General features: G+C 71.7%; 20 protein-coding genes and 1 tRNA gene. 7 read left to right on the plus strand and 14 right to left on the minus strand.

Going from position 1 to position 18,022, the window contains the following annotated elements; translation table 11 throughout:
• Positions 1–5: 5 nt before the first annotated feature.
• Both B0I33_RS13265 and B0I33_RS13270 read right to left on the minus strand, forming a co-directional pair.
• Complete coding sequence (locus B0I33_RS13265) at positions 6–1,526, minus strand: aldehyde dehydrogenase family protein (protein WP_106179055.1); 1,521 nt, start codon at positions 1,524–1,526, stop codon at positions 6–8.
• Complete coding sequence (locus B0I33_RS13270) at positions 1,523–2,476, minus strand: 5-dehydro-4-deoxyglucarate dehydratase (protein ID WP_106179056.1); 954 nt, start codon at positions 2,474–2,476, stop codon at positions 1,523–1,525. The genes B0I33_RS13265 and B0I33_RS13270 overlap by 4 nt, the downstream gene beginning before the upstream one ends.
• A 145-nt stretch (positions 2,477–2,621) precedes the next feature.
• Here B0I33_RS13270 and B0I33_RS13275 point away from each other — a divergent pair, with 145 nt between their 5' ends.
• The 5 genes from B0I33_RS13275 to B0I33_RS13295 are packed head-to-tail and all read left to right on the plus strand — an operon-like array spanning position 2,622 to position 7,239.
• Positions 2,622–3,347: an IclR family transcriptional regulator gene (locus B0I33_RS13275; RefSeq protein ID WP_181193280.1), complete on the plus strand. Its 726-nt coding sequence runs from the start codon at positions 2,622–2,624 to the stop codon at positions 3,345–3,347.
• Between the two features lie 53 nt (positions 3,348–3,400).
• The gene (locus tag B0I33_RS13280; protein WP_106179058.1) at positions 3,401–4,006 is read left to right on the plus strand and encodes a TetR/AcrR family transcriptional regulator; all 606 of its coding nucleotides are present in this window, start codon (positions 3,401–3,403) and stop codon (positions 4,004–4,006) included.
• On the plus strand, positions 3,990–5,615 hold the full coding sequence (locus B0I33_RS13285) for an acyl-CoA dehydrogenase family protein (RefSeq protein ID WP_106179059.1): 1,626 nt from the start codon (positions 3,990–3,992) through the stop codon (positions 5,613–5,615). Before B0I33_RS13280 ends, B0I33_RS13285 begins: the two co-directional genes overlap by 17 nt.
• A complete protein-coding gene (locus tag B0I33_RS13290; RefSeq protein WP_106179060.1) occupies positions 5,612–6,475 on the plus strand; it encodes a crotonase/enoyl-CoA hydratase family protein in 864 nt (287 codons plus the stop codon). The genes B0I33_RS13285 and B0I33_RS13290 overlap by 4 nt, the downstream gene beginning before the upstream one ends.
• On the plus strand, positions 6,475–7,239 hold the full coding sequence (locus B0I33_RS13295) for a crotonase/enoyl-CoA hydratase family protein (protein ID WP_106179061.1): 765 nt from the start codon (positions 6,475–6,477) through the stop codon (positions 7,237–7,239). Before B0I33_RS13290 ends, B0I33_RS13295 begins: the two co-directional genes overlap by 1 nt.
• 79 nt (positions 7,240–7,318) lie before the next feature.
• On the opposite strand, the gene B0I33_RS30700 is transcribed toward B0I33_RS13295, so the two are convergent.
• From B0I33_RS30700 to B0I33_RS13310, 3 genes are all read right to left on the minus strand, one after another.
• Positions 7,319–8,068: a CAP domain-containing protein gene (locus B0I33_RS30700; protein ID WP_106179419.1), complete on the minus strand. Its 750-nt coding sequence runs from the start codon at positions 8,066–8,068 to the stop codon at positions 7,319–7,321.
• A gap of 129 nt (positions 8,069–8,197) precedes the next feature.
• The gene (gene dcd, locus B0I33_RS13305) at positions 8,198–8,779 is read right to left on the minus strand and encodes a dCTP deaminase (protein ID WP_106179420.1); all 582 of its coding nucleotides are present in this window, start codon (positions 8,777–8,779) and stop codon (positions 8,198–8,200) included.
• Between the two features lie 21 nt (positions 8,780–8,800).
• Positions 8,801–10,039, minus strand: coding sequence for an oxygenase MpaB family protein (locus tag B0I33_RS13310; RefSeq protein WP_106179062.1), 1,239 nt, complete (start codon positions 10,037–10,039; stop codon positions 8,801–8,803).
• A gap of 134 nt (positions 10,040–10,173) precedes the next feature.
• On the opposite strand from B0I33_RS13310, the gene B0I33_RS13315 reads away from it, so the two are divergent.
• A tRNA-Gly gene (locus tag B0I33_RS13315) sits at positions 10,174–10,247 on the plus strand.
• Positions 10,248–10,340: 93 nt separating this feature from the next.
• Here B0I33_RS13315 and B0I33_RS13320 read toward each other — a convergent pair.
• The 9 genes from B0I33_RS13320 to B0I33_RS13355 all read right to left on the minus strand — a co-directional run bounded on the left by B0I33_RS13320 (position 10,341) and on the right by B0I33_RS13355 (position 17,358).
• Positions 10,341–11,495, minus strand: a complete 1,155-nt coding sequence (locus B0I33_RS13320; RefSeq protein ID WP_106179063.1) for a tyrosine-type recombinase/integrase — start codon at positions 11,493–11,495, stop codon at positions 10,341–10,343.
• Positions 11,495–11,713: an excisionase family DNA-binding protein gene (locus B0I33_RS13325; protein ID WP_106179064.1), complete on the minus strand. Its 219-nt coding sequence runs from the start codon at positions 11,711–11,713 to the stop codon at positions 11,495–11,497. Before B0I33_RS13325 ends, B0I33_RS13320 begins: the two co-directional genes overlap by 1 nt.
• Positions 11,714–11,728: 15 nt before the next feature.
• Entirely contained in the window at positions 11,729–13,441 is a 1,713-nt protein-coding gene (locus B0I33_RS13330; RefSeq protein WP_245900648.1) for a replication initiator, read from the minus strand.
• Positions 13,438–13,668, minus strand: coding sequence for a hypothetical protein (locus tag B0I33_RS13335; protein ID WP_106179065.1), 231 nt, complete (start codon positions 13,666–13,668; stop codon positions 13,438–13,440). The genes B0I33_RS13330 and B0I33_RS13335 overlap by 4 nt, the downstream gene beginning before the upstream one ends.
• Positions 13,668–15,200, minus strand: a complete 1,533-nt coding sequence (locus tag B0I33_RS13340) for an FtsK/SpoIIIE domain-containing protein (protein ID WP_106179066.1) — start codon at positions 15,198–15,200, stop codon at positions 13,668–13,670. The genes B0I33_RS13335 and B0I33_RS13340 overlap by 1 nt, the downstream gene beginning before the upstream one ends.
• Positions 15,197–15,364, minus strand: a complete 168-nt coding sequence (locus B0I33_RS29940; protein ID WP_181193281.1) for a hypothetical protein — start codon at positions 15,362–15,364, stop codon at positions 15,197–15,199. Before B0I33_RS29940 ends, B0I33_RS13340 begins: the two co-directional genes overlap by 4 nt.
• Positions 15,361–15,726: a hypothetical protein gene (locus B0I33_RS13345; protein WP_146147489.1), complete on the minus strand. Its 366-nt coding sequence runs from the start codon at positions 15,724–15,726 to the stop codon at positions 15,361–15,363. The genes B0I33_RS29940 and B0I33_RS13345 overlap by 4 nt, the downstream gene beginning before the upstream one ends.
• Before the next feature lie 225 nt (positions 15,727–15,951).
• Complete coding sequence (locus B0I33_RS13350) at positions 15,952–16,452, minus strand: hypothetical protein (protein WP_106179068.1); 501 nt, start codon at positions 16,450–16,452, stop codon at positions 15,952–15,954.
• Between the two features lie 126 nt (positions 16,453–16,578).
• Positions 16,579–17,358, minus strand: a complete 780-nt coding sequence (locus B0I33_RS13355; protein WP_106179069.1) for a GntR family transcriptional regulator — start codon at positions 17,356–17,358, stop codon at positions 16,579–16,581.
• Between the two features lie 97 nt (positions 17,359–17,455).
• On the opposite strand from B0I33_RS13355, the gene B0I33_RS13360 reads away from it, so the two are divergent.
• Positions 17,456–17,887 (plus strand): NUDIX hydrolase, encoded by a 432-nt coding sequence (locus B0I33_RS13360; RefSeq protein ID WP_106179070.1) that lies wholly within the window; start codon positions 17,456–17,458, stop codon positions 17,885–17,887.
• Positions 17,888–18,022: the final 135 nt, after the last annotated feature.

Raw genomic sequence — 18,022 nt, forward strand, 5'->3', positions numbered from 1 at the left:
TTCTTCTACGGGCGGGGGGTCCGCAGGACCGGGGGCAGCAGCGGCTCGGGGAAGTCCTGGAAGGTCACCGGCCGCTGGAAGCGGCGGACCGCGGTCCAGCCGACGGACGTGTGCGCGCTGTCCGAGGTCGCGGGGAAGGGCCCGCCGTGGGTCTGCGCGCCGCTGACGCTGACCCCGGTGGGAAAGCCGTTGTGCACCAGCCTGCCCGCGAGCTCCGTCAGCTCGGCGACGAGCGGCCGGAGGGCCTCGGCGTCCTCGGGTTCGGAGTGGACGGTGGCGGTGAGCGAGCCGGGCAGCAGGCGTGCGGCGGTGAGCAGGTCGTCGTCGCCGTCGACGTCCACGACGACCGCGAACGGCCCGAAGTGCTCCTCCAGCAGCGCGGGCTCGCGGCGCAGGTCGTCGAGGGTGGCCAGGAGCAGCACGGGTGCCGCGGTGAAGCCGCTGCCCGACCTCGGCCGGTCCGCGGTGACGACCTCGACCCCCGGCACGTGCCGGCTCGCCTCGAAGGCCGCGAACGTGCCCTCGTTGAGCAGCGGTGCCGGGTCGACGCGGTCGAGCAGGGCGGCGGCCCTGGTGGCGAACTCCCGGCCCGCGCTGGTGAGGACGAGGCCCGGCTTGGTGCAGAGCTGGCCGCAGCCGAACGTCATCGACGCGGCGAATCCCTCGACGATCGCGTCGAGCCGCCTGCCGGAAGCCGCGGCCGTGACGAAGAGCGGGTTGAGGCTGCCCATCTCGGCGAACACGGGGATCGGCCGCGGCCGTGCCGCCGCGAGCGCGGTGAGCGCGCGGCCGCCCGCGAACGAGCCGGTGAACCCGACCGCCCGCACCTCGGGCGCCTGGACCAGCGCCGAACCGGCCTCGGTACCCGCGTCCTGGACGAGCGCGAACGTGCCGGGATGCGCACCACGGGCCTCGACGGCCTCCGCGACGCAGGCGCCTGCCAGCTCGCTGGTCGCCGGGTGCGCGGGGTGGGCCTTGGCCAGCACGGGGCAGCCCGCCGCGAGAGCGGACGCCGTGTCCCCGCCCGCGACGCTGAAGGCGAGCGGGAAGTTGGACGCGCCGAACACGGCCACCGGGCCGACCGGGACGAGCACCCGGCGCAGGTCCGGCCGCGGCGGGGTGCTCTCGGGGTCGGCGGCGTCGTGCAGGGGTTCGCCGAAGTCGGCCCGCTCGACCACGTCGGCGAAGCCGAGCAGCTGGTTGCGGGTCCGCAGCAACTCACCTTCGAGGCGGGCGGTGCCGATGCCGGTTTCCGCGCGGGCGGTCGCCACGATGTCGTCCCGCCGCGCGGCGAGCCGGTCCGCGATGTCCCGGAGGAGACCGGCCTGCCAGCGTTCCGGGAGCCCGCGGTTGGCCTCGAACGCGGCCCGCGCCGACCTGGCCGCCTCGGCGACCTCGGCCGGGGTCCACGAGGAGAACTCCGGCCCGATCCGGTCGCCGGTCGCCGGGTCCACCGCGCGGAACGACGCACCGCCGCCCGCGTGCGGCAGGCCGCCGAGGAATCCGGTGCCCTTCGCCGCGCTCATGCGACCGGCCTCGCGCCGGACGTGGCGGACGCGTCCGGCACGACGGCGTGCCCGCGTTCCAGCAGCCGCGCCAGCTCGGCCCTGTGCTCGGGGGAGGTGTCCACCAGCGGTGGCCGCACCGGCCCCGCCGAGCGGCCCTGGATGTCCAGCCCGGCCTTGACGAGCGAGACCGCGTAGCCGTTGGTGGTGTGCCGCAGCCGCGCGAGCGGCACGTAGAACTCGGTGAGCAAGGCGTCCTGCACGGCGTCGTCCCCCCGCTCGAAGGCGTCGTGGAAGGCACGGGCGATGGCGGGGGCGAACGCGAGCGTCGCCGACGAGTACGCCCGCACCCCGATCCCGGCGAAGGCTCGGGCGAACGTCTCGGCGGTCGGCATCCCGTTGAGCAGCAGCAGCCTGCCGCCGGTCTCCGTCCGGATGCGCTGCAGCAGCTCGACGTCGCCGTGGCCGTCCTTGAGGGCGATCACGCCGTCGATCTCGGCGAGCTCGCACACGGACTCGGGCGTGAAGATGGCCGTCGCCCGCTGGTAGGGGATCACGGCGAGGTCCGTGGCCGCGGCGATCCGGCGGTAGTGCTCGACCAGCCCTCTCGGGGGTCCGACCTGGAGGTACGGCGGGAGCACGAGCACGCCGTCCGCCCCGGCCCGCTCGGCCGAGCGGGTGAACTCGATCGCCACCTGCGTCCCGCCGCCCGCGCCGGCGAACACGGGCACGTCCCCGCCGACGTGGGCGATGGCCACCCGCAGCAGCTCGCGGTGCTCGGCCAGCGTCAGCGAGGCGAACTCACCCGTCCCGCACGCGACGAAGAGCGCGCCGGGCTTGGCTTCCAGCAGTTCCGAGAGGTGGGTCTCGAAGCGCGGAAGGTCCAGCTCACCGCTCGATCGGAACGGCGTGACGGGGAAGGCCAGCAGGCCGTCGAGCGAGTCGATCAGCCGCGAATGGTCGGGCGCCATGAACAACCTCTTGTCTACATATGGAGACGCTATCTATCCTTGTAGACGGCAGTAAAGACGGCGTGGATCGCGCAGTCAAGGGCCGACAGAGAGGCGAGGGGTGACCGACCCGGCGAATCCGCTGGACAGCGGAGGTGTACGAAACGTGAAATCCGCGGAGCGAACCATCGCACTGCTGGAGTACCTGTCGGCGGCGGACCGGCCCCGGACGTTGCGGGAGGTGACCAGCGACCTGCCGATCCCGCGGGCGAGCGCCTACGCGCTGCTCATGACGCTGGTGCGGACGGGGTGGGTCGAGATCGACGGCCCCGACACCGGCTTCCGCCCGGGGATCAGGGCACTGCGGGCGGGCGCGGCGTACGTGGAACACGACGACGTGGTGCGGCGCGCGCAGCCGGTGATGAACGACCTCTCCGAGCGGCTCGGCGAGACCATCCACCTGGCCCGCCTCGACGGGGCCGAGATCGTCTACCTGGCGACGTGCCTGTCCCGACACTCGCTGGCGGTGGTGTCCCGGCCGGGCAGGCGGCTGCCGTGCTGGGCCACCGGGCTCGGCAAGGCGATCCTCGCCGACCGCGACTGGACCGAGGTGGACGCGATCCTGCCCGGGACGATCGTGCCCCGCACCGAGCACACGATCACCGACCGGGCCGCGTTCCGCCGGGAACTGGAGGCGATCGCCGCCCGCGGCTACGCGATCGACGAGCAGGAGTCGACGATCGGCCTGCGCTGCTTCGCGGTGCCGCTCGACTTCGGCGGCACCGTGCACGAGGCGCTGAGCTGCTCCATCCCCACCGTGCGGCTCGATCCGGTCCGGGAGGAGGAGATCCTGGCCGAACTGTTCCGGGCCCGCGCCCGCATCCTCTCCTGAGCGATGAGCCTTGCGCCTTGCGTGAAGCAGTGAATCAGTGATTCACTTCTTAGGTGGTGTACCGACGCACCCCGAAGGTGCAGGCCCGGATGGACACGCAACGGGCCGCGATTCTCGACGCCGCCCTCGAGCTGCTCGCCGAGCACGGCTACGCGGGCTGCTCCATGGCCGCCGTCGCCGCCCGCGCGGGGGTCGCGACCGGCAGCGTCTACCGGCACTTCCCCGGCAAGGCCGAGCTGGTGGCCGAGCTGTTCCGGCTGGTCGTCAGCAGGGAGGTGGCGGCGGTGGAGCGGGCCTCGGACATCCCCGGTGACGTCGCCGCCCGGGTCGTCTCCGTGGTCGAGACGTTCGCGGGCCGGGCCCTGAAGTCGCCCCGGCTGGCGTACGCACTGCTCGCCGAGCCCGTCGACGCGCCGGTCGAGGCGGAGCGGCTGGTGTTCCGGCGCGCCTTCCGCGACATCGTCGCCCGTCACGTGCGCGCCGGCGTCGGCGCGGGCGTGCTGCCGCCACAGGACGCCGACCTCACCGCCGCCGCGCTCGTCGGCGCCATCGCCGAGGTCATGATCGGCCCGCTCACCTCGGGCAACGCCTCCGCGGTCACCGAGCTGTCCACCTTCACCCTTCGCGCGCTAGGAGCCTCCGATGCCAGCCACCCATGACGTGACCAACCAGGTGCCGTTGCTGAAGGGGCACGACGTCGCCGACGACCCCGCCCTCCTCGAAGGCCTGCGCCGGGAGGGCGCGGGCTGGGCCGAGGACGAGCTGCACGAGCTGGGCAGGCTCGCGGGCAGCGAGCGCGTGCAGGAGTGGGGCAGGCTCGTCAACGAGAACCGGCCCCGGCTGCGCACGCACGACGCCGTGGGGCACCGGATCGACGAGGTGGAGTTCCACCCGCACTGGCACGACCTGATGGAGGTCGCCGTCTCGCATGGACTGCATGCCGCTCCGTGGCGGGAGGACAGGCCGGGCACGCACGTGGCCCGCGCGGCCAAGTTCTACGTGTGGAGCCAGGCCGAGGCGGGCCACGGGTGCCCGATCTCGATGACCTACTCCGCCGTGCCCGCACTGCGGCACAACCCGGAGCTCGCCGAGCGCTACGAACCCCTGCTGGCCGCGCGGGAGTACGACTACGGCCTGCGGGAACCGGGCGGCAAGCGCGGGCTCATCGCGGGCATGTCGATGACCGAGAAGCAGGGCGGGTCCGACGTACGGGTCAACACCACCACCGCGCGCCCCGCTGGCGACGGCAGCCACGTGATCGTCGGGCACAAGTGGTTCACCTCGGCCCCGATGTCGGACATGTTCCTCACGCTCGCGCAGGCGCCGGGCGGGCTGTCCTGCTTCCTGCTGCCGCGTGTGCTGCCGGACGGCACCCGCAACCGGATCCTGCTGCAACGGCTCAAGGACAAGCTGGGCAACCACTCCAACGCCTCCGCCGAGATCGAGTACGACGAGGCGATCGGCTGGCTCGTCGGCGAGGAGGGCCGCGGCGTGCGGACCATCATCGAGATGGTCAACAACACCCGGCTCGACTGTGTGCTGGGGACGGCGTCCGGGATGCGCTACGGCACCGTTCGCGCCACGCACCACGCGCGGCACCGGCACGCCTTCGGCCGGGCGCTCGCCGAGCATCCGGCGATGGCCAACGTGCTCGCCGACCTGGCCCTGGAGGCCGAGGCCGCCACGACGGTCGCGCTGCGGCTGGCCGGGGCGGGCGACCGGGCCGCGGCCGGGGACACCGCGGAGGACGCGTTCCGCAGGCTCGGTCTCGCGGTCACCAAGTACTGGGTGTGCAAGCGCGGACCGGCGCACGCGGCGGAGGCGCTGGAGTGTCTCGGCGGCAACGGCTATGTCGAGGAGTCGGGCATGCCGAGGCTGTTCCGCGAGTCGCCGCTGATGTCCATCTGGGAGGGCTCCGGCAACGTCGCCGCGCTCGACACGCTGCGCGCGATGGCCAAGCGGCCCGACTCGGTCGAGGCGTTCTTCACCGAGGTGGACCGCGCGGCGGGGGCCGACGCCCGGCTGGACGAGGCGGTCGCGCACGTGCGCAAGGACCTGGCCGACCTCTCCGACGTCGAGTTCCGGGCGCGCCGCCTGGTCGAGCGGATGGCGCTCGTGCTGCAGGGTTCGCTGCTGGTCCGGCACGCCGAGCCCGCCGTGGCCGACGCGTTCTGCGCGTCCCGGCTCGGCGGCGACTGGGGTGTGGCGTTCGGGACGCTGCCCGCCGGCGTCGACACGGAGGCGATCGTCGCGCGGGTCCTGCCGTGACGGCGCCGCTGCGCACGGAGACCGAGGCCGGGGTCCGGTCGATCGTGCTGACGCGCGCGGAGGAGTACAACACGATCACCCCGCAGCTGCGCGACGCCCTGCGCGGCGCGATCGACGACGCCGACGCCGACCCGGACGTCCGCGTCATCCTGCTGCGCGCGGAGGGACCCGCGTTCTGCGCGGGCTACGGACTCGACTGGTCCACGGAGATGCAGGCGGCGGAGGCGGCCTCGGACCGCGTGTGGGACTCGGTGGCGGACCAGCGGATGCTGTCCACCTTCGTGGACGTGTACCTCAAGCTCTGGTATGCGGCGAAGCCGACGATCGCCGCGGTGCAGGGCTGGTGCATCGCGGGCGGCACGGACATGGTGTTGTGCGCCGACATCGTGGTGGCCGCGGAGAACGCGGTGTTCGGCTACCCGCCCGCCCGCGTGTGGGGCACGCCGACCACCGCCATGTGGGTGTACCGGCTGGGATTCGAACGGGCCAAGCGCTACCTGCTGACCGGCGACGAGATCCCCGCGCGCACGGCGGCGGACATCGGGCTGATCCTCGAGTGCGTCCCGGACGACGAGCTGCTCGGCCACGCCACCGCGCTCGCCAGGCGGATGGCCAGGCTGCCGGGGAACCAGCTGGAGATGCTCAAGCTGCTGTGCAACCAGACGGCGGAGAACATGGGGCTGGCTTCGTCGCGCACGCTGGGTACGTTCTTCGACGGGGTCGCGCGGCACACCCAGGAGGGCCGCGACTTCGTCCGGCGGGCGGGCGAGGTGGGCATCCGGCAGGCCGTACGGGAGCGTGACGACCCGTTCGGCGACTACGGGTCCCGGACCTCACCGACCGCACCGAGGAGGAGCTGATGCCGGTTCGAGTGGAGCGCGCAGGCCCGGTGACCACCGTGATCCTCGCCAACCCCGACAGGCGCAACGCCGTGGACGGGCCGACGGCGGCCGAGCTCGCCGGCGCGTTCCGGGAGTTCGACGCCGATCCCGAGGCCAGCGTGGCCGTGCTGTGGGGTGAGGGGGGCACGTTCTGCGCGGGCGCCGACCTGAAGTCGATCGGCACCGAGCAGGGCAACCGCGTCGCCGAGGACGGCGACGGCCCGATGGGGCCGACGCGGCTGCGCCTGGGCAAACCGGTGATCGCGGCCGTCTCCGGCTACGCCGTGGCCGGTGGTCTGGAGCTGGCGCTGTGGTGCGACCTGCGGGTCGCCGAGAAGAGTGCCGTGTTCGGGGTGTTCTGCCGCCGGTGGGGTGTGCCGCTCATCGACGGCGGCACGGTGCGGCTGCCCCGGCTCATCGGCGCGAGCCGGGCGATGGACCTCGTGCTCACCGGCAGGCCCGTCGACGCGGACGAGGCTCTGTCCATCGGGCTGGCCAACCGCGTGGTGTCCGATGGCACGGCGCGAGCGGAGGCCGAGCGGCTGGCCGCCGACATCGCCCGCTTCCCGCAGACCTGCCTGCGGCACGACCGGCTGTCCCTGCTGGAGCAGGAGGGCCTGCCCGAGCCGGACGCGCTCGCCGGGGAGCTGCGACACGGGGTGGCCTCGCTGGAGACCGACGCGCTGGCCGGTGCGCGGCGCTTCGCCGCAGGCGCCGGGCGGCACGGCGACTTCGGGCAGTGAGCCGTCAGTACAGAGCCTGGTCACCGCTCGTGAGTGCTTTCCGTTGTTCTAACCACGTTTCTCACTCACGAGCGGTGACTCAGTAGCCGAAGTCCTGCGTCCAGTACCAGCCCGAGGTGGTGACGCCGACGCCGATCGCGGACAGGTCGCAGTTGAGGATGTTGCGGCGGTGGCCGTCCGACCGCATCCACGCCTCCATCACGGCCCGGGCGCTGGTCTGGCCCATCGCGATGTTCTCGGCGCCGGGACGGGGGTAACCGGCGTCGCGGATGCGCTGGTCGAACGTCCTGCCCTCCGGGGTGGTGTGCGAGAAGTAGCCGCGGCGGGCCATGTCCTCGCTGTGCCGCTGCGCTGCCTCGGTGAGGTCGTCGTTCTTGCTCACCGGATCGCAGCCCACCTCCGTGCGCACGCGGTTCACCAACCGGACGACCTCGTTCGCCAGCGAGTTGTCGGCTGAGCGCGGGGTGCTCCGCGGCTCGGTGGTCGTCGGGTCGGGCCGCGGTGGCGGCGCGGGCCGCTGGTCGGTGGTGGAGCCGCCGGTCCTGGTGGTCGACCGCTCGCTCGTGGGTGAGGTCGAGGAGGTCCGGTCCGGCTCCCCGGTGCCCCGTTCGGAGGTCCGCGCGGAGCCTGCGGGCGCGGAGGCCGACGTCGACGACGGTGAGCCCTGGGTGGTGGAGGACGGGTCCGAGTCGTCGGCGGAGCCGGTGGAGTCGGCGGTGTGCTCGCGTGCGGGGTTGCCGAGCGGCCCCGGATCCGGCGGGGGAGGCATCGCCACGATCGAGAGGCGGTCGTCCTCCGGAGCCCACCACAGCCGTACTCCCGCTGCCATCGTCACTCCCAGCAGCACACTCACTGTTACTAGGAGTGACCTAATTCTCGAACTCGGGGCTGACACAGGTGGGCAAGTTACCACCGACGCGTGAGTAACTAAACCGTTATCTTCACGTTCCGCACTCGCCTAGCGGCGCGTGTCGATTCGGTCGAAGTTCTTGTACGCCCGGCTGGGTGTCGGCCCGCGCTGGCCCTGGTAACGGGAGCCTGCCTGGTCGGAGCCGTACGGGAACTCGGCGGAGCTGGTGAGCCGGAACAGGCAGAGCTGGCCGATCTTCATTCCTGGCCAGAGCGTGATCGGCAGGTTCGCGACGTTCGACAGTTCGAGCGTGATGTGCCCGGTGAAGCCGGGGTCGATGAACCCGGCGGTGGAGTGGGTGAGCAGACCGAGCCGGCCGAGGGAGGACTTGCCTTCCAGCCTGCCCGCCAGGTCGTCGGGCAGCGTGACCCGTTCGAACGTCGAGCCGAGCACGAACTCGCCCGGGTGAAGCACGAACGGGTCGTCGCCCTCCTTCTCGACCAGCGACGTGAGCTCGTCCTGCTGGAGCGCGGGGTCGATGTGGGTGTACTTCGTGTTGTCGAACACCCGGAAGAAGCGGTCAAGGCGGATGTCCAGGCTCGACGGCTGCAGCATCGCCGGGTTGAACGGATCGACCCCGAGCCGGCCGGATTCGAGCTCTTTGCGGAGGTCGCGGTCACTCAGTAGCACCCGCACACCCTAGCGTCCGGGTCAGGCGGCGGACGGGGCGTCGGTGCGCATGTGCCTGGCGTAGGTGCGGTCGGTGTCGAACACGCGGCCGAGGCGGGAGACGTACTGGCGCCTGCCCGCGCTGCCGAGGAGCTCCTGGACGGTGGTGGCGCCCGGAACGAGCCTGCGCACGGTCTCGGCCGCGTAGTTGGCGGCCGCGGCGGCGAGCACGGCACCCTGCGCGACCGGATCGTTCGGCAGCTCGAGGAAGTCGGCGTTGGACTTGCCCAGCACGAGCCTGCTGATCGACGAGTGCACGCGCACGGAGACGTGCGAGATGACCTTGCCGAGCGGACCCCGGCCGCGGCCGACGTCCTCGTGGGAGCGGAGCAGCGCCGCGGCGAGCCGCTTCGAGTCGGCGTCGGGGATGAACTCGGTGGTGGCCAGCAGCCACAGCAGGCGCCAGGCGTCCTCCTCCGTCGCGGGCAGGAGTTGCTCGTCGACGCCCATCAGCCAGCCGACGTAGCGCCAGAGGTGCAGGATGTCGGCGCGCTCGCGATCGGTGTAGCGGACGCCGAGCAGCTGCATGCCGAGCAGGTAGACGAGTGAGAAGAGGAGCAGCGTGCCCACCGTCTGCACCTGGTTGACCGGGCGGTCCCAGGCCGCGTAGTCCCAGTCGGGGCGGCGGTTCATCGCGGCGCGGACGTGCGCGTGGACCAGGCGGACCCGCAGCGCGGAGACGTAGCCGCGCTCGCCGTGGCGCAGCGCGCCGGGCGTGGTGACGTCGATCCACCAGGTGGCGGTCTCGACGAGCCGCCTGCCCGCGGTCCGCTCGATCGCACCGGTGCCGACCAGCGACTTCGTCGCGCGCGAGGCCAGGTAACCGCCCATGAGCGACATGTCGCCGAGCGGGAAGAGGCCGAGCAGGCCGGTGCGGATGATCGCGCGGGCGCCCCGGTCGAGCCGGTCGTGATCGACCCAGTACGGCGTGGCCTCCACGTCACGGAAGAAGTCGACCAGCTCGGGCGGCGGGTCCCGCAGCGCATCGACGCCGTGTTCCAGGGCCTGCTCGAACAGCGCGCGCCCCTCGCCGGGTGGCCGCTCACGGATCATGGCGACCACCGCGTCGGCGAGCGGATCCTCGGCCTGGGCGAACGCGCGCAGCCAGCGCACCTGCCGGTCCGATGCGCGCAGGTCACCGGGCCCGAAGAGCCTGGCCGCGAACCGGAAGCCACCCTGCCGGAAGAGTTCGGGATCCGGCAGCCGCTCGTCAGCGCTCATCGGTGTCACCTACCCGTGGAAGACTTCAGACAACAAGTGTTGTCACTTCACGCCCGGATCGTCAAGGCAGGTGGAGCGAAGGGAAACCCGGGATGAAGGAGGAGATCGGCACCGTGTATGCTGGGGACCACCTTGCGGATGTAGTTCAATGGTAGAACATCAGCTTCCCAAGCTGAGAACGCGGGTTCGATTCCCGTCATCCGCTCCAAACTTGTCACCGCAGCTCAGAAGGCCCGCCTCCCGATCTTGGGAAGCGGGCCTTCCGCTTGTGTTGATCACTTCCAACAACATGCCAGCAACATCATTCGGTCGTCTCCGACCCCTCGCCCTGCCCGGAACGGTGCTTGTCCACCAGGTCCGACAGCCGATCCGCGATCATGCGGTCCGCCTCGCTCGTGGCCCGCTGGTAGATCAGCGCGGCGCGCATGTCGTCATGACCCATCCGCGCCATGAGGTCCTTTGTGGACATGCCCGCCTTCGACGCCCAGATGTTGCCTGCGTGGCGCAGGTCATGGAAATGGAGACCGGCGAGCCCCATGTCGGCGACGACCTTGGTCCACCGGGACCGCTGGTTGAAGTTCGGCCGCCGCAGCGCACCACCGTTGTGCCCGGTGAACACGAGTGCGTCGTCTGCCGGACCCGTGTACTTGCCCAGGTGTGTGACGATCTCCGGCCGGATGGCGGCCGGAACGATGATCGTGCGCACTCCGGCGCGGGACTTCGGCGGCCCGGCGAGCAGACCCTGGCCAGGCACCTCCACGAACGCACGAGCCACCCGAACGGAACCCGCGTCCTCGCCGATGTCGCAGCGGCGTAGTGCGGTGACCTCGCCGAACCGCAGCGAGGCGAACGCGGTCAGCAGGATCATCGCCTTGAACCGGTCCGGCACCCGGTTGGCGAGGTCGAAGACCTGGGCGACCGTGAGCACCGGCCGCTCCCCCGGTGTCTCCTTGTCGGCACCAGGCACCCGGCACGGGTTGCGCGTGATGATCGCGTCCGGCTCCACGGCCGTGTTCAGCACCGACCGCAGGAACCGGTAGGACTTCGCCATCACCGACGAGGACACCCCGGCCGCGAGCCGGTCGGCACGCCATTGCCGAATCATCGCCGCGCTGAGTCGGCCGACCTCGACCTCGCCGAGGTACGGAGCGACATGCTTGGTCAGCAGCCAGCGGTACAGCGCCTCCGTCCTCGGGCGCAGGTTCGGCCGCTCCTTGATCCATCGTTCCGCGTAGTCGCCAAGAGGCACCTTGGCGCGTTCCGGGTCCGTCCAGTCGCCGGAGATGATCACCGTCTCCATCCCGGCGAGCCAGCGGTCCGCATCCCGTTCCCGCTTGAACCGGTGCGGCGCGAAATGCCGCTTGCCGTCCGGGCCGATGTAGCTGGCCTGGAACTCACCGAGTGGCGTCTTGCGGATGCTGCCGAAACGCCGCTTCCTTCCCTTCTTGTTCGGCATCAGGCAGCACCACCCAGGTCCCGCAGCACCGACGACCGCGTGATCGGTTCGACGCGTCCGGCCTGCATGAACGCGTCGAGGTCGGCCACGGCGAGGCGGACGTGGGAGCCTGCCTTGTGGAAGGCGATCCGACGTTCGGCGACCAGGCGCCGGATGAACCGCACCGAGGTGTTCAGGTACTCGGCGGCCTGCTGCACGTTGAGGTACTTGGCTTCCATCGACGTCACTCCCCCTCAGGCTGCGGTCTGGTCGGTTGCCGGAAGTTCGTCGGCGGCTTGTCTGGCCTGCTCGTACTGCTGTTTCCAGCGGCGTTGCTGGGCGATGGAGTGCAGCAGTAGTTGTGTGCGGTCGGGTTGTTTCGGGTCGTCGCGGGGGATGGGGACCCACTGGTAGCGGGTGCCGTCTGGGTCGTCGGCGGTGTCGAGTTCGGGGCGGGCGCCGACCGCGCCGAGGACGCGCATGACGTGGTCGCGGCGCTGTTGGCGGTGTTCGGTGAGGTTGCGGCCGGACCATTTGCGGGAGACGAGGCAGCGGCGGCCGCGGTAGCCGAGGGTGGCCGGCCGGTGGGCTTTGCCTTTGCAGGCTCCGGGGATGAGGCCTTGGGTGGCTTCGGCGGGTTGGATGCCGTAGAGCAGCCAGTTCGCGCACGACTCGGAGCAGGGTTCGAGGCGCAGGGCCTCGGCGAGCCGGTCGAGGTGCCGCCGCTCCGGGTCGCTGCCGGGCTGGTGGCAGGCGTCGAGGTCCTTGGTCAGGTACTTGACGAGGTAGCCCAGGCAGCGGTTGGCCTTGTCGGTTCCGGCGTTGACGCCCTGGATGTCGATCCCGCCGGTGCCGAACCGCACGACGTGGGCGGGTTCGGCGTCCGGGTCGAGGGTGTCTTCGAGCGCGTCGTCCCAGGTGCGCAGCCCCTCGCCGGTGCCGGGGTCCACGTAGGACTCGGTGTCCGGGTCCCATCGGGGCGGGTGCTCGGGCGAGTACACGGGCACGTCGTGCACCGGCCACCACACCTGGTGGTAGGTGGCGGCAGCGACTTGGCGGAGCAGCTTGCGGGGGATGGTGCCGCGTACGGCGGCGTGCAGGTGCATCGCCAGGCGTTTCTGGGGCTCGACGGTGGCGAAGTACTGCACGTTCCAGCCCACCGTGCGGCGCAGGTTCTGCCAGAACCGGTCCACGAGCTTGCCGAAGTGGATGGCATCCCGCGCCGCGCGCCGGTAGTCGTAGCGCGAGGGGTCGAGCGGGGTACCGACGATGCCGTCGTCTTTGTGATGGACCCGGCCGCAGCGGCACCGCTGCGGATGCTCGGGTTTCTTGCTCGCGGTGTGCACCGGCCCGTAGGAGTCCAGGGTGAGGGTGAGGAACGTCGAGGGCTGGTAGACGGTGCCGTCCGGTGCGGTGAACCGCCGTCCCGTGGTGGTGTCCTGCACGCGTTTCCGGGGCAGGTCAGGGGCGTCCTGACGGCGCCGGGTGGAGCGCACCGTGCGGGGTTTCTTGTCCTCGGTCGGTGTCTTCTCGCCGCGTAGCCCGTCGGCCTGCAGCAGGGCGTGCGCGGCCTCGATCTCCCCGTCGATTTCGGCCACGGCCCGTTCGTCGCCGAGCCCCACGGCGAGGGCGCGGGCCTCGGTGAGGTCGGCGAGCTGGGCGAGCGCGGCTCGCTGCTGCGCTGTGGGCTCCCGGGTCTCGATCGTGGGTTCGGCGGTGAGGTGCCAGCCCTCGCGGGCCTGGTGCACCCGCAGCCGCCGGGCCTTGTCGGCGCAGGCCGGGCACACCGCGCTCTGGGTGGCCCCGCACGGCACCGGCACGTGGATCACCTCGCCGGTGTGCCGGTCGATGCGTTTGAGCACCATCGGCCGCAGGCACGCGCCGAGCTGTTCGGCGGTGTCCTCGGCCATCTGCTCCAGGGTCGCGGGCAGGATCTTGCTGATCGGTTCGGGTTCGGTGCTGGTCATCGCCATCCCCCGTTGGTTTCCAGGTCGAACAGCAGCGCGTGCAGGGGCCGGGTCGCGGTCCCGAGTTCGGGCGCGTCGGCCAGCACCCGCAGCGCGAACACCAGCGCGTACTCGCCGTAGTCGCGGGCGGTCGGCCCGGCCGGGCATTCACGGACGGCGAGGTAGATGCCGTCCTCGGCCGCCCGCAGCGCCCGCACCCGCAGCACCGCTGGCTGGAAGTGGGCCATCAGGCGACACCTCCGTCGATGGCGTGCAGCACCGGTCCCGGCCGGTAGTCACGGGCGAGCTGGCGAATGTCATCGTCGGTGAGGTAGGCGGCCCGGACCCGGGTGACGGCCCGGCTGCCGTCCTCGACCACGTAGCCCACACCCGGGGCGGTCTCGGCGATCGCCTCACAGCGAGCGCCCCGGCTGCGGGCACCGTCGCCGAGCACCATGTCCACCTGGCTGTCTTCGACCAGGCGCAGGGCGATCCGGGTCGGGAACAGGTCGCGCCACTTGACGACCTCCTTGCGCGGGTCCTGCAACGCCCCGACGACGTGCATCCCCGGAGCCCGGCCCTTGGTCAGCAACCGGCCCAGCGCCGCCTCGGCCCGCTGCCGCCGCTTGGAGTCGGCGATGAACGCGGTCACTGAGGCCAGCTCGTCAATGACGATCAGCAGGAACGGCATGTCCACAGTGGGCGTCAGCGTCCGCGCGTGCCCGGCGAGCATCGAGGCGCGACGGTCGGCCTCGTCGGCCAGGTCCTCCAGAAACGCGACCGCTTGGTCTTCGGCGTCCCGGCCGTCCATCGTGACCAGGGCGCGGAACAGCTCCCGGCCGAAGCCGAGCTCCATCCCGCCCTTCGGGTCCAGGCCCACGACGTGCACCAGGCCGGAACGGATCGCCGGTCCCAGCGCGGCGATGAGCGACCACAGCACCGAGCCCTTGCCCGAGCCGGTCGCCCCGGCGAGCAGCGTGTGCGTGCCCAGCAGCGAGACCCGCCACGGTTGGCCGTCGTCGCGGCGCCCCACGGTCACCGCCGACAGGTCGATCTCCTCGGCCGGGGCCGGTTGCGTGACCACGTGCACCAGCGGGTCACCGAAGGCCAGCCGCAGGAACACCGTGCCGGGGCGGGTGTCGGCAGGGGCGAACTCGCGCGGCAACCGTGCCCGCAGCCACGCGGGCAGCCGCCAGCGGCGGGCGGGCAGCACCCGGGCTTCCCGGGCGCGCAGCGCCTCGGTGATCTCCGGTAACCGCTCGGTGAAGCGGGCGGCGGTGATCCCGTCCGGCAGCCGCACCCGCAGCACGTCGGCATAGCGGCCCTGCCGCACCCACACCAGGCGCGGCGCCAGGACCTGGTGACGGCGGGTCTTCACCGCCAATCCCGAGGAGGCCATGAGGTTGGACCACTTGCGCACGTAGCGGCGACGACGCCACCACTTCCGCAGCGGCGAGGTCACCCGCGCGTCGAACGCGTCGGCACGCAGCCAGAACCACGCACCGAACCCGGCGACGGTGACCAGCAACGCGGCCAGCGCCCACCACGGCCGGTCTGCCAGGTACAGCCACGCGGCCGGGAGCGCAGCGGCCGCCACCACGGGGTTCAGCACCACGAACCCGGCCACGAGCATGAGCAGCCACCGCACACCGGCGAGCAGGCGGCCGGTCAACCACAGCGCCCACGCTCCCGCGCCATCGGGTCTCGCCGAGGCGGTGGCCACGTGCACCTCCTGCCATCCAGCGTTGCGATCCAGGGTCAGCCCGTCCCGCCAGCTCATCGCCGACCACCACCCCGACGGCGGCCCCGGCAGGCCGACAGCGGGAACAACGGCGAGACGTCCACATGCGCGCGGCAGCGGCGTTTGCGCGGGTTCGCCCGCGTACCGATCACCCGGGCGCACACCTCGCAACGGTCCTTGTCCTTGGAGTCGGTGGTGTTCATGCCGCCACCCCCGACAGGCCAGTGTCGGAGGCCACGGCGAGCGAGCGCCGCCAGTAGTCGGCCTCCAGCTCCCGATACGTGCGCACCCTCGCCCGCGCGCTGGCCTCAGCGGCGATGGCCGCCCGCCCGTACACCAGCGGCAGCCCGCACGCGGCGGGGCTGTAGCTGTGCTCCACGAGCACGCGCCACCAGCGCGCCTCCCGCTCGTACAGCTCCGCGACCCGCGCCATCTTCCGCGCCCGCGCCGCCAGACTGCCCGCCTGCACGGAGCTGGCCTGCCGCCGCGCCCGCTCGGTACGGCCCAGACCCCGCCGCACCATCTCCGGCACCGACACGGCACCAGCTCCAGTTCCGGTGTCCATCTATGCTCAAGTCCTCTCAACGCCTGCTTGATTGCCTTGCCCGGCAAGAAAGAAAAAGGTCTGTTGGGAGCAGGAGGGGCCGAGTCCGGTACCAGCGGGCTCGGCCCCGCCCCCCGTTCACCGGGTCACTGCTGATGGCCGCACTTGCAGCACACCCAGCGCCCGTTCACGCGCACGAAGTAGTGCCCATCACCACGGGCCGGATCGCACATCACCGACCACCCCTCAGGCCGCCTCAGCCGCCGAGTCCGAAGACCGCCCGGAACGGCCCGCGCCCTTACCGCCCGCAGGCGACCCGCCCGCGCCACCGGAACCAGAACCGGTGCCAGGCATCGCCGCCGCCGGAGCGAAACCGGTGGCGAAGTACTGCCACCCCAGCTTCTTGAACCGGTCCTGCCCGGTCACCGTCGGCGTGACCTGCAACCCCTCCAGCACCACCGGACGCATCCCGCAGCCCGGCACGAACTCCTCCGTCGTCGGCACCGGCTGCACCTCCGACAGGAACGTCACCTTCACCGACGCCTCGGACTCCTTCACATGCGCCGGATCCGAAAACACCGCCTTCCACCGGCGCAAACCCGTCCGCTCATCCACCTTCTGACGCGGCGCCGCGTTCCGGTTCTCCTGAAACTCGTTATCCGGCTCCACCTCACCGTTGAGCACCAGCCCACGCGGAAACGCCGTCTCAAACGCCACCTCGAACCGGTGAAACCTGTCCATACCCATCGCTGTCGCAACTCCTTGTCGTCTCGGCGCCGGACCATCCGGCCAACTCCTCTAGACATCCCTACTGTCCTAGACGTCTAGAGGAGTGTCAAACCAAGCCGCGAGAACCGTTGCTTTCGCGAATGCTCAGCGGGCGGGGAAGTCGTATTCGAGCAGGTAGGCGGGGGCGGCCTTGACGGTGTCGCACACCTCGACGGCGGCGCCCTCGGTGTCGAAGGCGGTGCGCACGACGGTCAGTACGGGAACACCGGGGCCGATCTCCAGGGCGTTGCGCTCGTCCGGGGTGGGCATGCGGGCGCCGACTTCCTCGGTGAACCGCTCCAGGGTGTGCCCGGCGTCCTCCAGGCGGGCGTAGATACCGCCGGGGCCGGGGTCGACGTCTTCGACCGGGGTGCCGCCCGCGACCGGGACCGGGAGGTAGGACGTGGCGATCTCGACCGGACGGCCGTTGGCGAGGTAGCGGCGTTCCCGGACGATGACCTCGGTCTCGGCCTCCACCCGGAGACGTTCGGCGATGCCCTTGGGCGCACCCGCGCGAGCGACCCGGATGCGGTCCACTCCGGGCTGGTACCCGGCCTTGTCGGCTTCGGCGAGGAAGGCCGCCTTCCCCGCCGCGCGATGCGCCCGGGCGAACCGGTCGGAGGCGAGCCGCCGCACCGGGGGCATCGGCCGGACGAACACGCCCCGGCCGTGCTCGGCGATCACCAGGCCCTCGCCGCGCAGCTCCTGGATGGCCTGCCGCGCGGTCATCCGCGCCACGCCGAAGTGCTCCATCAGAGCCGCCTCGGACGGCAGCTTGGCGCCGGGCTCCAGCCCGCCGGACTCGATGGCCTCACGCAGCATGGCCGCGATCTGCCGGTACGGAGGCCGAGGATCGGCCCGGTCGATCTCGCCAAGCTGCAACATGGCGCTGCTCTCCTACAGACGTCTAGGTGTGTTCTAGTCTGGCATACCGGGAAACCAACCACGGACAGCGGCACGTGATGAGAAAGCAGGGCAAGCGATGAGCGGGACGCCGAAGCACTCGGTCAGCGTGGCCGGGATCGTGATCGACAACCAGGACCGGGTGCTCGTGATCCGCCGTCGCGACAACGGCCACTGGGAGATGCCCGGGGGAGTACTCGAACTCGGCGAATCGTTCGAAGACGGCGTGCGGCGGGAGGTCGCCGAGGAGACCGGCATGACCGTCGAGGTCGAGCGGCTGACCGGCGTCTACAAGAACATCACGCGCGGCATCGTCGCCCTGGTGTTCCGCTGCCGCCCGGGCGAGCAGCCCATTCACCCCACCGACGAGGCCCGCGAAGTCCGCTGGATGACCCGCGACGAGATCACCGACGCCATGGACCCCGCGTTCGCCATCCGCGCCCTCGACGCCTTCGACACCCAGCCGCACACCCGCACCCACGACGGCGTACAACTCCTCGCCGCGAAGTAGCGACGCCGAGGAATCCAGCGCAGCACTGCCGAATTCGCCTCTACCAGGTCAAGGGCGGCGCGCAAGCGCGCCGCCGCCGGGCCGCCAGCCTCCTGCTGACGCCCGGCTGGACGGCCCGGCCCACGCTGCGACACG

Origin of the sequence: Prauserella shujinwangii, assembly GCF_003001955.1 — a bacterium.
GTDB lineage: Bacteria > Actinomycetota > Actinomycetes > Mycobacteriales > Pseudonocardiaceae > Qaidamihabitans > Qaidamihabitans shujinwangii.

Coding starts and splice junctions, on each gene's coding strand:
- B0I33_RS13360 (WP_106179070.1), top strand. CDS start 17,456: ATGAGCGGGACGCCGAAGCACTCGGTCAGCGTGGCCGGGATCGTGATC.
- B0I33_RS13345 (WP_146147489.1), bottom strand. CDS start 15,726: ATGGACACCGGAACTGGAGCTGGTGCCGTGTCGGTGCCGGAGATGGTG.
- B0I33_RS30700 (WP_106179419.1), bottom strand. CDS start 8,068: ATGGCAGCGGGAGTACGGCTGTGGTGGGCTCCGGAGGACGACCGCCTC.
- B0I33_RS13335 (WP_106179065.1), bottom strand. CDS start 13,668: ATGGCCCACTTCCAGCCAGCGGTGCTGCGGGTGCGGGCGCTGCGGGCG.
- B0I33_RS13325 (WP_106179064.1), bottom strand. CDS start 11,713: ATGGAAGCCAAGTACCTCAACGTGCAGCAGGCCGCCGAGTACCTGAAC.
- B0I33_RS13310 (WP_106179062.1), bottom strand. CDS start 10,039: ATGAGCGCTGACGAGCGGCTGCCGGATCCCGAACTCTTCCGGCAGGGT.
- B0I33_RS13355 (WP_106179069.1), bottom strand. CDS start 17,358: ATGTTGCAGCTTGGCGAGATCGACCGGGCCGATCCTCGGCCTCCGTAC.
- B0I33_RS13285 (WP_106179059.1), top strand. CDS start 3,990: ATGCCAGCCACCCATGACGTGACCAACCAGGTGCCGTTGCTGAAGGGG.
- B0I33_RS13350 (WP_106179068.1), bottom strand. CDS start 16,452: ATGGGTATGGACAGGTTTCACCGGTTCGAGGTGGCGTTTGAGACGGCG.
- B0I33_RS13330 (WP_245900648.1), bottom strand. CDS start 13,441: ATGACCAGCACCGAACCCGAACCGATCAGCAAGATCCTGCCCGCGACC.
- B0I33_RS29940 (WP_181193281.1), bottom strand. CDS start 15,364: ATGAACACCACCGACTCCAAGGACAAGGACCGTTGCGAGGTGTGCGCC.
- B0I33_RS13320 (WP_106179063.1), bottom strand. CDS start 11,495: ATGCCGAACAAGAAGGGAAGGAAGCGGCGTTTCGGCAGCATCCGCAAG.
- B0I33_RS13265 (WP_106179055.1), bottom strand. CDS start 1,526: ATGAGCGCGGCGAAGGGCACCGGATTCCTCGGCGGCCTGCCGCACGCG.
- B0I33_RS13340 (WP_106179066.1), bottom strand. CDS start 15,200: ATGAGCTGGCGGGACGGGCTGACCCTGGATCGCAACGCTGGATGGCAG.
- B0I33_RS13270 (WP_106179056.1), bottom strand. CDS start 2,476: ATGGCGCCCGACCATTCGCGGCTGATCGACTCGCTCGACGGCCTGCTG.
- B0I33_RS13295 (WP_106179061.1), top strand. CDS start 6,475: ATGCCGGTTCGAGTGGAGCGCGCAGGCCCGGTGACCACCGTGATCCTC.